This is a genomic window from Aurantimonas aggregata, assembly GCF_010500835.1.
Classification (GTDB): domain Bacteria; phylum Pseudomonadota; class Alphaproteobacteria; order Rhizobiales; family Rhizobiaceae; genus Aurantimonas; species Aurantimonas aggregata.
The window spans coordinates 46476-58482 of sequence record NZ_JAAAMJ010000016.1; the positions used below are offsets into that span (position 1 = coordinate 46476).

Consider the following 12007-nt stretch of genomic DNA (forward strand, 5'->3'; position numbering starts at 1 on the left):
ATGGGGGCCGCCGTCTCGCGGCGGTCCCTTCATGCAGGCGTTTCGAGCGGGGAAGCATGGCGTCAGTCGTCGACGGAGTTCTGCCCGATGCAAGGTCGGCGTCTGTCGCGGGTCCGCCCGTGAAGGGGGCTCCGTTCTCGCTCGCTTGGCTCGGGATCGTCCCGTTCTTCCTGTTCGCGCTACTCTTCCTGGTCGGCCCGACGGTGTATCTCGTCTTCGGCGCCTTCCAGGATCCGAGCGGCGCGCTGACGCTCGCGAACATAGAGGGCCTGTTCACGCCGCAGATCATGGCGGCCTACTGGATCTCGATAAAGATCAGCGTCGCCTCGGCCGCGCTCGGCGCGCTGATCGGCTTCTTCATCGCCTATGCGATCGTCCATGGTGGGCTGCCTGCCTGGATCCGCCCCAGCATCCTCACCTTCTCCGGCGTTGCCTCGAACTTCGCCGGCATTCCGCTCGCCTTCGCGTTTCTCGCGACGCTCGGGCGGCTGGGTCTCGTCACGGTGTTCCTGAACGAGAGCTTCGGCATCAATATCTACCGGCTCGGCTTCAACCTCCTGTCGTTCTGGGGCCTGACGATCACCTATCTCTATTTCCAGATCCCGCTGATGGTGCTGATCATCGCGCCGGCGCTGGACGGCCTGAAGAAGGAATGGCGCGAGGCGTCCTCCATTCTCGGTGCCACCAGCTGGCAATACTGGCGCATGGTCGGGCTGCCGGTGCTGGCGCCGTCGATCCTCGGCTGCTTCCTGCTGCTCTTCGCCAACGCCTTCGGGGCGATCGCCACCGCCTATGCGCTGACCGGCTCGTCGCTCAACATCGTGCCGATCCTGCTCTACGCCCAGATCCGCGGCGACGTGCTCTACAACCCCAATCTCGGCTATGCGCTGGCCTTCGGGATGATCGTCATCACCGGCTGCTCGAACCTTCTCTATCTGTGGCTGCGGGCTCGTGCCGAACGGTGGCAGCGATGAAAGCGTCGACCGTCGGCCCCTATCTCGTCGTCCTCCTCGGCGGGCTGTATTTCCTGCTGCCGCTGGTGGCGACCTTCGAGTTCTCGTTGTCGATGCTGCGCGGCATCTGGAGCTTCGAGGCCTACCGCGTCGTCTTCGCCGACCCGCGTTTCCGCGAGACCTTCACCTTCTCGATCGTCGCGGCATCGGCGACGATCGTGCTCGGCGCGCTGCTGGTGGTGCCGACCGCCTACTGGGTGCGGCTGAGATTCCCGAAGCTGCGGCCTGTGGTGGAATTCATCACGCTGCTGCCGCTGGTGATCCCGCCGATCGTGCTCGTCTTCGGCTATCTGCGGCTCTACAATTCCTCGTCCTTCCTGCCGTTCACGGCGACCGCGAACGGCACCAACCTGCTGCTCGTCTTCGGCTATGTCGTCCTGTCGCTGCCTTACATGTTCCGCGCGGTCGACACTGGCATGGCGGCGATCGACATCCGCACGCTGACCGAGGCGGCCGAGAGCCTCGGGGCCAGGCGCAGCACCATCTTGTTCAAGGTCATCCTGCCGAATGTCCGAGCCGCCGTGCTCTCGGGCGCCTTCCTCACCTTCGCGATCGTCATCGGCGAGTTCGTGCTGGCGAGCCTCCTCAACCGTCCGGCATTCGGCCCCTATCTCGCGCTGGTTGGCGCCGACCGGGCCTACGAGCCTGCGGCGCTGGCGGTGATCGCCTTCGCCATCACCTGGGCCTGCATGGCGCTGATCCAGCTCTCCGGCCGCAAGGCGACCGGCGGGCGCCGCTTGCCCCGTTCTCTGTTCACCCTGTCCAGGCGTGCCGCAAGATGAGCTTTCTCGACATTGCCGGCGTTACCAAAAGCTTCGGCCCGAACACCGTGGTGCATGGCTTCGACCTCGCCATCCAGAAGGGCGAGTTCGTCTCGTTTCTTGGCCCCTCCGGCTGCGGCAAGACGACGATGCTGCGCATGGTCGCGGGCTTTGAGCTTCCCACCGCCGGCACGATCCGGATCGACGGCGAGGACGTCACCCACCAGCAGCCGAACCGCCGGCGGATCGGCATGGTGTTCCAGGCCTATGCACTGTTTCCCAATCTCTCGGTCGCCGACAATGTCGCCTTCGGGCTGAAGGTCGCGGGCCGGCCGAAACGGGAGATCGCCTTGCGGGTCGAGGAGATGCTGCAGCTGATCAAGCTGCCGCATCTGGCCGACCGTTATCCCTACCAGCTCTCCGGCGGCCAGCAGCAGCGCGTGGCGCTCGCCAGGGCACTGGCGCCGAGCCCGCGGGTTCTCCTCCTCGACGAGCCGCTCTCGGCCCTCGACGCCAAGATCCGCCTGTCGCTGCGCGAGGAAATCCGGGCCCTGCAGCGCGAGCTCGGGATCACCACGATCTTCGTCACCCACGACCAGGAAGAGGCGCTGTCGATGTCCGACCGCATCGTGGTGATGAGCGAGGGCCGCATCGAGCAGTGCGGCGCGCCGTTCGAGATCTACAACCGGCCGAACAACCGTTTTGTCGCCGGTTTCGTCGGCACGCTCAGCCTGATCGAAGGGGTGAGGGCGGCCGGCGGCAGCGTGACGGTCGATGGCAGCCCGGTGACGCTCGCCGAGCCGAGCCCGGGCGCCGCCGGCTCGCCGGTGACGCTGGCGCTGCGGCCGGAGGCGGTGAAGCTCGAGCCGTCGCCGGAACGGGTCAACTGCTTACGCGGCCGCGTCGAGGACGCGCATTTTTTGGGGTCAGTGGTGCGGCTGCGGCTGTCCGTCGCCGGCGGCACGATCCTCGCCGACACGTTCAACCGCCCGACATCGCCGCCGCCCGTCCGCGGCACGGTCGTCGACCTGTTCTTTTCGCCACACGACGTGTTCGCGCTTCAGCCGGGCGCGACGCCGGCGACGATGGCGGCGGTGGCCTGAGGCCTGGCTCGGGCGGCCGGACAGGCCGCGCCTTTACTTAAACACTACCGTGCGGTGGCCGTTGATCATCACCCGCTGCTCCAGATGCATCTTCACCGCGCGGGCAAGCACGCGGCTCTCGACGTCGCGGCCGACGGCGACGAAATCGTCGGGCGACATCGCATGAGTGACGCGCTCGGTCTCCTGCTCGATGATCGGGCCCTCGTCGAGGTCGGCGGTGACGTAATGCGCCGTCGCGCCGATCAGCTTGACGCCGCGCTCATGCGCCTGGTGGTAGGGCTTGGCGCCCTTGAAGCTCGGCAGGAACGAGTGGTGGATGTTGATGATCTTGCCGGACAGGCGCCTTGAGAGATTGTCCGACAGGACCTGCATGTAGCGGGCGAGCACCACGAGATCGGCATCGCTCTCGCGCACCAGCGTCAGGAGCTTCTCTTCCTGCTCGGCCTTGGTCTCGCGGGTCACCGGCCAGTGATGGAATGGCACCCCCTCGTACTCGGCGGTGCGGCGGGAATCCTCGTGGTTCGAGACGATGGCGACGATCTCGGCGCGCAGCCAGCCGACGCGTATCTGGTAGAGCAGATGCAGCAGCGCGTGGTCGAATTTCGAGACCAGGAGCACGATCCGCGGCATGCGCGACAGGTCGGCGATCGTCGTCTTCAGGTCGAAGCGCGAAACGACCGGCGCGAGCTGCCGCTCCAGCGCGTCGCGCTGCGTTCCCTGCGGCGCCGTGAAGGCGATCCGCAGGAAGAAGCGGTCGCTCTGGCGGTCCCAGAACTGCGCGCTCTCGGCGATGTTCGCACCGGCGTCGGCAAGTTCGGTCGTCACCGCGGCGACGATGCCGGGCTGGTCCCTGGAGGACAGCGTCAGGATGAAGGCTTGGTCGGTCATGGCAGGCCTGTCGGTCTCGTCTGCGGGATGCACGGATTCGCCGAGGCAGGAGCCAGCGGGCGAATCGCGCTGGTGCCTGCAGCATAGGCGGTGCAGTGCAGCAACGCATCGCGCGGCTGCGACACGGCGTTGCGCAGGCCGGACAGCGGTTGGCGCCCACGTCCGAGAGCTCAGGCGAATTGTGCCCGTCGGGGCACACAGAGCGTTAAGCAAGCCTGAAGGGGATGCTGTCAGTTTGACAGGCCAAGCCGGGCGCGCCTAGCTCATTGAAACCACACCGAGGTTCGCCCCGTGAACGGAAACCGCCTTCGCCGGTTCTGCCTGATCGACGCCCCCAGAGCGGCGGTCGTCGCCTTCCTTGCTTTGTCGCTCGTCGCCTGCCGCTCGACGGAGCTGACGTCGGCGGGGCTGCTGCCCTATGCCCAGACCGGGACCCCTGCGATCGCCCTCGGTGAGCCGGAGATCCGCGGCGCCTCGACGCTCGTGCTCGACTATCAGAGCGGCCGGACGCTCTACGCCGACGCGGAGGACGGGCTGCGCTATCCGGCGTCGCTGACAAAGATGATGACCCTGTATCTGCTGTTCGAGACGGTCGAGAGCGGCAAGCTGTCGCTCGGCAGCGAGCTGGTCGTCAGCGAGAATGCCGCCGCGCAGGTGCCGTCGAAGCTGGGGCTGAAGCCGGGGTCGACTATCCGCGTCGTCGATGCGGCGCAGGCGCTGGCGGTGAAGTCGGCCAATGACGTGGCGACGACGATCGCCGAAAATCTCGGCGGATCGGAACCGGCCTTCGCCGCGGCGATGACCGCGAAGGCGCGGTCGCTCGGCATGCGGCACACGAACTTCGCCAACGCCTCCGGCCTGCCCCATCCGCTGCAGGTCTCCACGGCGCGCGACATGGCCACGCTCGCCCGCGCGCTGCTTGCCCGCTTTCCGGCCTATGCGCCGATGTTCTCGAAGACCGGGTTTGACTATGGCGGCCGGCACTACCAGGCGACCAACAAGCTGCTCGGCAAGGTGCCGGGCGTTGACGGCCTGAAGACCGGCTACATCCGCGATTCCGGGTTCCACCTCATCGCCACCGCGAAGCGGGGCGGACGGCGTATCCTCGTCGTCGTGATGGGTGGAAAGACCGGGCGCGAGCGGGATGCCTACATGGTCGAGCTGATCGATCGGTATCTCGGCGCGGCACCGGTCGTGGCGTTCTCGGGCGCCCCGTCGTATGCGCCCGGCATCGCGGTCGAATAGGCGCGTCGATCCTAACGCGGGGTGCGGCGCGCGACCGCGTTGTAGCCATCGACGAAGCGGCGGTCGTTCCAGTCCTTCCAGCGCCAAACCCAGCGCCCCTCGGTGGAGAGGCCCCATTTGTCGGCGACGGCGCTTCCGTCTGCGGTCGACAGCAGCGACAGCCAGTGGCGCTGCGGCCGGTAGGGCCCGAGCGGCGTGTCCTCCAATGCGTGCCTGATGTTGCGGGCGAGGATCGGTCCCTGCCGGACGGCGAAGACCCCGGCCTTGGGGCGCGGATCGGGCAGGGCGGCGATGTCGCCGGCGGCGAAGACCGACGGATGCGAGAGCGAGCGAAGCGTCGCGTCGACGGCGATGAAGCCGCCTGCGTCCAGCGCCAGCCCGGTGTCGCACAGCCAGGGCGCCGCGGCGCTTTCGGTCGCCCAGAGCACCGTGTCAGCCATAATACGTCGCCCGTCGGCGGCGCGGAGTTCGCCGTCCTCGAAGCCGATCACGTCAAAACCCGTCGCGAGCCGTATGCCCTTGTCGGCTAAAGCTCGGGTCAATCGCCTGCGGGTCCGGGGGCTACGCTCGGACAGGATCTCCGGATCGCGGCCGACGAGAATGATCGTCGCCCCCCTGCCGCCGCTCCGCAGGCGCATGGAGAGGGCGAAGGCGAGTTCGACGCCGGCCGGCCCGGTGCCGACGATCGCGACGGTGAAGCCTTCACCGTCGGCAGCCGCCGCGCGGCCGAGCACATCCAGGCGGTCGACGAAATCGCCGATCGGCTTGACCGGAATCCCGGCCGCGCCCGGCGCGCGGTTGGGCACCGAGCCGATATCGACCGACAACAGGTCGTAGTCGACCGCGCCCTGGCCACGAACATCCAGCGTCTGCGCCTCGGGGTCGATCCCGATGGCCTCGCCGCGCATGAGCGTCGCGCCAGCGTAGCGGGCCAGGCCGGCCGCGTCGATCAGCAACTCGTCATAGGCATAGAGGCCGGCGACGAAGCCCGGCAGCATGCCGGAATAGGGCGTATGGACGTCGCGGGTCACCAGGGTCAGCCGGACGCCGGGCATCGGCCGATCGCCGAAAGCCTTCAGCACGGTCACATGGGCATGGCCGGCGCCGAGCAGCACGACATGGCGGGGGGAGTCGGATCGGGGCAGGCGGCTGTTCCTCATCGGCGGCAGGCAGGAGCGCCCGTCAACCGCGTCGTCGACAAGATAGGGGCATGCCGCGCCGGTTCACAGCATGGCATCAGGGGGCGGGCGTCGCTTCCGGCCAGGCTGGGCGTTCGCCGTGCCAGAGCGCGACGGTGACCGGCTGTCGCCGGCCACGGATATCGACCTGTCCGACCGAGTCCGGCTCGCCGAAACCGGCCCTGTCCTTGTCCAGGGCGTCGAGAAGCTCCGACGACACGGCCAGCGTCGCGCCATGCGCCTTGGCGACCTCCATCAGCCGGCTCGCGACATTGACGTTGTCGCCGCTGACGGTGATCTGCTGGTGGGCGTCGTGGCCGAGCCGGGAGAGCACGACGGTGCCGTAATGCAGGCCGAGCCGGACTCCGTTCCCATCGCTGGCGCCGGCCGCCGTCCGCAACCATGCGCCGACGTGTCGCGCCAGAGCGAAGGCAGCCGCCAACGCTTCGGAAGCCGTGTCCGGCGCCGCATCCGGCACGCCGAAAACCGTCATGGCGCCGTCGCCCATGAAGTTCAGCACTACGCCATGGTGGGCGGCCATTTCTTCGACGACGATCGTGTGAAACTCTTTCAGGAACGTCCGCGTGCGCAGCGGACCGAGCTCCTCGCTGCGGGTGGTGAAGCCGGAGAGATCGACGAAGAGGATCGCCGCCGGTTGCTCGATTGGCTCGCGCAGGAATTGCGGATCACGGGCGATGCGCTGGGCGAGCGCCGGCGGCTGGAAGCGGCGCAGGGACTGCTCCGCTTCCGCCAGCCGTCTGGTCAGGCGCCGCTCGTAGATCTGCCGGGCAAGGACGGCCACGCCGATCGGCGGAAGCGCGGCCGCGAGGGGCAGGCTGGCGCTCAGCCAGAAACCCTGGTCGAACAGCACGAAGGTCGCCGCGACCCAGAGCAGCAGGGCACCGGTCGCTGTGACCAGCCCGACGGTGAGCGGCAGCAGCGACACCAGCGCGACGCCGCCGACCGCCAGGACCAACGCCGCCGACGTGTCGATCCGGCGGATCGACCCGTCACGCACGAGTCCGGTGCCTTCGAGAAGGTTGGCGATGCCGTTCGCCAGGATCTCGACACCGGGCGTGACGGGATCGAAGGGCGTCGAGAAGGTGTCGCCGACCGCCGTCGCGGTGACGCCGAGGACCGCGAGGCGACCGATGAGGGCTGCACTGTTTCCTGCCAGCACGTCGGCGGCGCTGACCGTCTCGATGCTGCGCGCCGGGCCGGAAATCCGCAGCGGCAGGTTCCAGCCGAGATCCAGCGGCACGGCCACGCCAGCGATTGTCACAACGTCGCGGCCCAATACCGGATCGGTGCCGTCGTAGAGCCCGACGGCCCGCAGCGCGAAGCCCGGCATCGGGCCGCGCGAGGTTTCGAAAAGAAGGGGAAGGTGACGCGGCGTGCCGGCGGCGTCGGTCGAGACATTGGCGAAACCGACCGACGCCGTTGAAGTAAAGGCGGGCAGGGGCCACAATTCTTCTGCCGTCACCGGAAACGCGTTCGTCACCGTGTTGCCGCGATCGAACCGGCCGGCAGCGGCGATGACGGTCGGGATCGTCGCGAGCGCTTCTGCCAGGGCGGCATCGTCGCGTGGCGTGGTCGGATCGACCAGCAAGAGATCGATGGCCAGCGCGCGGGCGCCCGCCGCATCGGTAGCCCGGATCAGGGCGGCAAGCCGGCTGCGTGGCAGCGGGTAGCCGCCCTCGGACGCCACGGTCCCGTCATCTATCGCGACGATGACGACCTTATCAGGCGAGGGCAGCGGCCCTGCGACGAGCAGCCGGAGGTCGGCCAGCGGATTCTCGATCCGGTCGACGAGGCTGCGCTCTCCGGCAAGGTGCATGGTCGCCAGCCAGCCCGCCCAGGCAGCAGCGAGGAGGAGGGCGACGGCGGTCCACAGCAGCAAGCCGCCGGGCCGCCGCAGCATCATTGCCCGAAGCGGGCGAGCAGCCGCGCGACGCGCTCCTGCGGCCAGCGGCGCACGACGAGCGGCTCGCCGGGGCGGACGTCGACGCCTTCGCCGGGCCCGAGCGTTACGGTGCCGGAGCCCTGCCGGGCCGCTACCTGCACCGCGCCGCGCGAGACGAACACCGCGGTGGCGCCGGCCTCGACATCGACCGCGTAGATGGTGCCCCGCACCGAGGCGATCGCGTGCGGCGTCTGGATCTGGAAGCTGCGGGGCGGCGTCAGGTCGATCAGCACCGCTCGGCCGGAGAGGGCAACGCTGGTGGGAGCGGCACCGGCGGCAGGCGCGCGGATCGTGATGGCGGCGGCGGCTTCCGCCTCGATCACCAGTCCGCCGGGACATCGGATCATCGCGCGGGGCGGATTGCCCAGGGTGGAGGACGTGCAGCCCGAAGCCTGCTGGGCCGCCGTCGCTCCGACTGAGAGGCAAAGGAAGGCCAGGATAGCCGCCATTCTGGCCGCAGATACCGTTATCATGCGTCACTCCTCGAACCCGGCGGCCGTCAGTGGCTACCACTCGACTGCCAGTATGCGCTTGTCTCGGGCGTGCCCCAACGGCTCTGCGCCGGCGCTCCGACGCGTCAGCCGGCGAGGAAGCGGGCGTAGCTCGCCAGGTCGACATTGCCGCCGCTGACGATCACCCCCACCCGGCGGCCTTCGCATGCCACCGCGCCGCTGAAGGCGGCGGCTGCCGCGAGGGACCCGGTCGGCTCGACGACCATCTTCATCCGCTGGGCAAAGAAGCGCATGGCCTCGACCAGCGCCTCATCGGGCACCGTGACGATGTCGCTCGCCAATTCCCGGACGATCGGGAAGGTAAGTTGGCCGAGATGGGTGGTCAGCGCGCCGTCGGCGATGGAGCGGGGCACGGGAATGGTGACGATCTCGCCCCTGGCCAGCGACTGCCGGCCGTCGTCGCCGGCTTCCGGCTCGACGCCGATCACCTGGCAGCCGGGCGACATCGCGGCGGCGGCCAGGGCGCATCCGGACAGGAGGCCACCGCCGCCAAGGCAGACGAGGAGCATGTCGAGCGGGCCGGTCGCCTCGATCAGCTCGGCGGCCGCCGTGCCCTGGCCGGCGATGACCTCGAGATGGTCGTAAGGCGGGATCAGCGTCAGCCCGCGCTCGGCGGCGAGATCGCGGGCCAGTGTCTCGCGGTCCTCGGTGTAACGATCATAGGTGACTACCTCGGCGCCGTAGCCTCGCGTCGCCGCCATCTTCATCGCGGGCGAATCGATCGGCATCAGGATCGTCGCCGACACGTCCAGCAGCCGGCTCGCCAGGGCGATCGCCTGGGCGTGGTTGCCGGAGGAATAGGCCATGACGCCGCGCCGGCGTGCTTCGGGCGGCAGCGCGGCGATGGCGTTGTAGGCGCCGCGGAACTTGAAGGCGCCGGCCCGCTGCAGATTCTCGCATTTGAAGAACAGCCGGCCGCCGGTGCGCTCGTCGGCGAAGCGCGAGGTCAGCACGGGGGTGCGATGCGCGATGCCGTCGAGGCGCCCGCGCGCCGCTTCGATGTCGGCGAAAACCGGCAGGCCGGTGCTGCTGCCGGCTTCCAGAACCGAAACTGCCATAGGTGTGCGTTCTCCGCGCATTGCGAGGTGCCCGTTCAACGGCATCTCGCGTTGTGGTGCATGATAGCCGCGCCTGGCATATTGCCAAGCACCGCGATCACAGCGAAGCGCGGCTGGCGAGTCCTTGCTTTTCCTCCTCTTGCCGCTTCGGCTATGGATGCGCCAGTCTTTCCGGTTACCGCTGTCGGCAAACAGCCGTTGGCACCGCGACGCCGCCAGGGAGTTCCACCGATGCCGCGCTTTTCCGCCAATCTCGGATTCCTGTGGACGGGGATGAGCCTGCCCGATGCGATCCGTTCTGCTCACCGCGTCGGCTTCTCGGCGGTGGAGTGCCACTGGCCCTATGACGAGGATGTCGGCGCGGTGCGCGACGCGCTTGCCGAGACCGGGCTGCCGATGCTCGGCATCAACACGCGCAAAGGGCCTGATGCCGGGGATTTCGGGCTGGCCGCCATGCCGGGCCGCGAGGCCGAGGCGCGCGCGGCGATCGACGAGGCCTTCGCCTACGGCGCCGCGATCGGCGCGTCCGCTGTCCACGTGATGGCCGGGAAGTCGCTCGGCGCAGACGGCGCGGCGGAAGCGTTCGAAGCCAATTTGCACCATGCCTGCGAGCTTGCGGCGGGACATGGAATGACCGTGCTGATCGAGCCGCTGAACCATCGCGATGCGCCCGGCTACTTCCTCGTCGGCATCGAGAATGCAGCGGCGATCATCGCGCGGGTCGGCCGGCCGGAGCTGAAGATCATGTTCGACTGCTACCATACGCAGATCACCCAAGGCGACCTGCTGCGTCGCTTCGAGGCGCACCGGGCGCTGATCGGCCATGTCCAGATCGCCGCCGTGCCGTCGCGGGCCGAGCCGGACGAGGGCGAGATCGCCTATGACTGGCTGCTGCCGGCGATCGACGCGCTCGGCTATGACGGCTTCGTCGGCGCCGAATACCGGCCACGCGCCGGCACGGACGAGGGGCTCGGCTGGCTTGCCGGGATGCGGTCGGCCTGAGCGCGCCGGCGGTGCGGATCGCGACCTTCAACGTCAACGGCGTCAACGGACGCCTCGCCGTTCTCTTGCGCTGGCTGGAGGAGACGACGCCGGACGTCGTCTGCCTGCAGGAATTGAAGGCGCCCGATGGCAAGTTTCCGGCGACCGCGATCGAGAAGGCCGGCTACGGCGCGATTTGGCACGGGCAGCGCAGCTGGAACGGCGTCGCGATCCTGGCGCGCGGCACCCAACCACTGGAAACACGGCGCGGCCTGCCCGGCGAGGATGCGGACGAGCAGAGCCGCTACATCGAGGCGGCGGTGCGAGGCGTCCTTATCGGCTGCCTGTATCTCCCGAACGGCAACCCGGCCCCGGGCCCGAAATTCGACTACAAGCTGCGCTGGTTCCAGCGCCTCGCCAACCACGCCAAGATGCTGATCGAGACCGGCGCGCCCGTGGTGCTGGCCGGCGACTACAACGTCATGCCGACCGAGCTCGATGTCTACAAGCCGGAGCGTTGGGAGGGCGACGCCCTTTTCCGGCCGGAAGTTCGGGCGGCTTTCGCCGGGCTTCTGGATCAGGGCTGGCTCGACGCGCTGCGGGCGCTGCATCCGGACGCGGTGATCTACACGTTCTGGGACTATCTGCGGAACGCCTATGGACGCAACGCCGGCCTGCGGCTCGATCATTTCCTGCTCAGCCCGGCGATCGCACCGCGTCTGGCCGCGGCCGGCGTCGACAGAGACATGCGCGGTTGGGAAAAGGCGAGCGACCACGCGCCGACCTGGATCGAACTCGCCGACACGCCGTTGAAGCGGCGGCGACGCCCGGTCAAGGAGAGCTGAGATGGATGCCAAGTCCAACGATCTCGCACGATTCGTCGACGCGCAGGACCCGGTCATTGCCACGGTCCTGGCGGAACTCGCCGCCGGCCGGAAGCAGAGCCACTGGATGTGGTTCGTCTTCCCGCAGCTTGACGGTCTCGGCCGCTCGCCGACCGCGCAGTTCTACGCCCTCGCGTCGCTCGATGAAGCGCGCGCCTATCTCAATCATGTCGTGCTCGGGCCCCGCCTCAGGCGCTGCACGGAGACGGTGCTGGGGGTCGAGGGCCGCTCGGCCAACGCCATCTTCGGGGCGCCGGACGACATGAAGTTCCATTCGTCGATGACGCTGTTCGCCAAGGCCGCCGACGAGGATGCGCTGTTTCGACGGGCGCTGGACCGGCTCTTCGGCGGCCGGATGGACGCGGGGACGCTGGCGTTGCTCGGCCAGAACGAGGGGTGACCGGCCTCGACCGGGCCGTCA

At 68.7% G+C, this 12007-nt stretch carries 12 protein-coding genes; 7 read left to right on the forward strand and 5 right to left on the reverse strand.

What is annotated here, in order from left to right; genetic code table 11:
- The first annotated feature begins 119 nt into the window (after positions 1-119).
- The 3 genes from GTW51_RS17355 to GTW51_RS17365 are packed head-to-tail and all read left to right on the forward strand — an operon-like array spanning position 120 to position 2877.
- Entirely contained in the window at positions 120-974 is an 855-nt protein-coding gene (locus GTW51_RS17355; RefSeq protein WP_343034046.1) for an ABC transporter permease, read from the forward strand.
- Positions 971-1795: an ABC transporter permease gene (locus GTW51_RS17360; RefSeq protein WP_163045309.1), complete on the forward strand. Its 825-nt coding sequence runs from the start codon at positions 971-973 to the stop codon at positions 1793-1795. Before GTW51_RS17355 ends, GTW51_RS17360 begins: the two co-directional genes overlap by 4 nt.
- Complete coding sequence (locus GTW51_RS17365; protein WP_163045310.1) at positions 1792-2877, forward strand: ABC transporter ATP-binding protein; 1086 nt, start codon at positions 1792-1794, stop codon at positions 2875-2877. Before GTW51_RS17360 ends, GTW51_RS17365 begins: the two co-directional genes overlap by 4 nt.
- 33 nt (positions 2878-2910) lie before the next feature.
- On the opposite strand, the gene purU is transcribed toward GTW51_RS17365, so the two are convergent.
- Positions 2911-3765, reverse strand: a complete 855-nt coding sequence (gene purU, locus GTW51_RS17370; protein ID WP_163045312.1) for a formyltetrahydrofolate deformylase — start codon at positions 3763-3765, stop codon at positions 2911-2913.
- A 291-nt stretch (positions 3766-4056) separates the two neighbouring features.
- Here purU and GTW51_RS17375 point away from each other — a divergent pair, with 291 nt between their 5' ends.
- Positions 4057-5010: a D-alanyl-D-alanine carboxypeptidase family protein gene (locus GTW51_RS17375; RefSeq protein WP_343034047.1), complete on the forward strand. Its 954-nt coding sequence runs from the start codon at positions 4057-4059 to the stop codon at positions 5008-5010.
- A gap of 11 nt (positions 5011-5021) precedes the next feature.
- Here the strand turns inward: GTW51_RS17375 and GTW51_RS17380 are convergent, their stop codons facing one another.
- From GTW51_RS17380 to GTW51_RS17395, 4 genes are all read right to left on the reverse strand, one after another.
- Positions 5022-6170 (reverse strand): FAD-dependent oxidoreductase, encoded by a 1149-nt coding sequence (locus tag GTW51_RS17380; RefSeq protein WP_163045313.1) that lies wholly within the window; start codon positions 6168-6170, stop codon positions 5022-5024.
- A gap of 76 nt (positions 6171-6246) precedes the next feature.
- Positions 6247-8088 (reverse strand): CHASE2 domain-containing protein, encoded by a 1842-nt coding sequence (locus GTW51_RS17385; protein WP_246233239.1) that lies wholly within the window; start codon positions 8086-8088, stop codon positions 6247-6249.
- A 20-nt stretch (positions 8089-8108) separates the two neighbouring features.
- Positions 8109-8498 (reverse strand): FecR domain-containing protein, encoded by a 390-nt coding sequence (locus GTW51_RS17390; protein ID WP_246233240.1) that lies wholly within the window; start codon positions 8496-8498, stop codon positions 8109-8111.
- Positions 8499-8728: 230 nt separating this feature from the next.
- Complete coding sequence (locus GTW51_RS17395) at positions 8729-9721, reverse strand: threo-3-hydroxy-L-aspartate ammonia-lyase (RefSeq protein WP_163045316.1); 993 nt, start codon at positions 9719-9721, stop codon at positions 8729-8731.
- 231 nt (positions 9722-9952) lie between these two features.
- On the opposite strand from GTW51_RS17395, the gene GTW51_RS17400 reads away from it, so the two are divergent.
- Genes GTW51_RS17400 through GTW51_RS17410 form a run of 3 tightly spaced genes read left to right on the forward strand, consistent with a single transcriptional unit; the run spans position 9953 to position 11986 of the window.
- Positions 9953-10723, forward strand: a complete 771-nt coding sequence (locus GTW51_RS17400) for a hydroxypyruvate isomerase family protein (protein ID WP_163045317.1) — start codon at positions 9953-9955, stop codon at positions 10721-10723.
- 11 nt (positions 10724-10734) lie between these two features.
- The gene (gene xth, locus GTW51_RS17405) at positions 10735-11547 is read left to right on the forward strand and encodes an exodeoxyribonuclease III (protein ID WP_163045318.1); all 813 of its coding nucleotides are present in this window, start codon (positions 10735-10737) and stop codon (positions 11545-11547) included.
- Between the two features lies 1 nt (position 11548).
- Positions 11549-11986, forward strand: a complete 438-nt coding sequence (locus GTW51_RS17410; RefSeq protein ID WP_163045319.1) for a DUF1810 domain-containing protein — start codon at positions 11549-11551, stop codon at positions 11984-11986.
- Positions 11987-12007 lie beyond the last annotated feature (21 nt).

Coding starts and splice junctions, on each gene's coding strand:
- GTW51_RS17365 (WP_163045310.1), top strand. CDS start 1,792: ATGAGCTTTCTCGACATTGCCGGCGTTACCAAAAGCTTCGGCCCGAAC.
- GTW51_RS17400 (WP_163045317.1), top strand. CDS start 9,953: ATGCCGCGCTTTTCCGCCAATCTCGGATTCCTGTGGACGGGGATGAGC.
- GTW51_RS17360 (WP_163045309.1), top strand. CDS start 971: ATGAAAGCGTCGACCGTCGGCCCCTATCTCGTCGTCCTCCTCGGCGGG.
- GTW51_RS17380 (WP_163045313.1), bottom strand. CDS start 6,170: ATGAGGAACAGCCGCCTGCCCCGATCCGACTCCCCCCGCCATGTCGTG.
- GTW51_RS17390 (WP_246233240.1), bottom strand. CDS start 8,498: ATGATCCGATGTCCCGGCGGACTGGTGATCGAGGCGGAAGCCGCCGCC.
- purU (WP_163045312.1), bottom strand. CDS start 3,765: ATGACCGACCAAGCCTTCATCCTGACGCTGTCCTCCAGGGACCAGCCC.
- GTW51_RS17410 (WP_163045319.1), top strand. CDS start 11,549: ATGGATGCCAAGTCCAACGATCTCGCACGATTCGTCGACGCGCAGGAC.
- GTW51_RS17395 (WP_163045316.1), bottom strand. CDS start 9,721: ATGGCAGTTTCGGTTCTGGAAGCCGGCAGCAGCACCGGCCTGCCGGTT.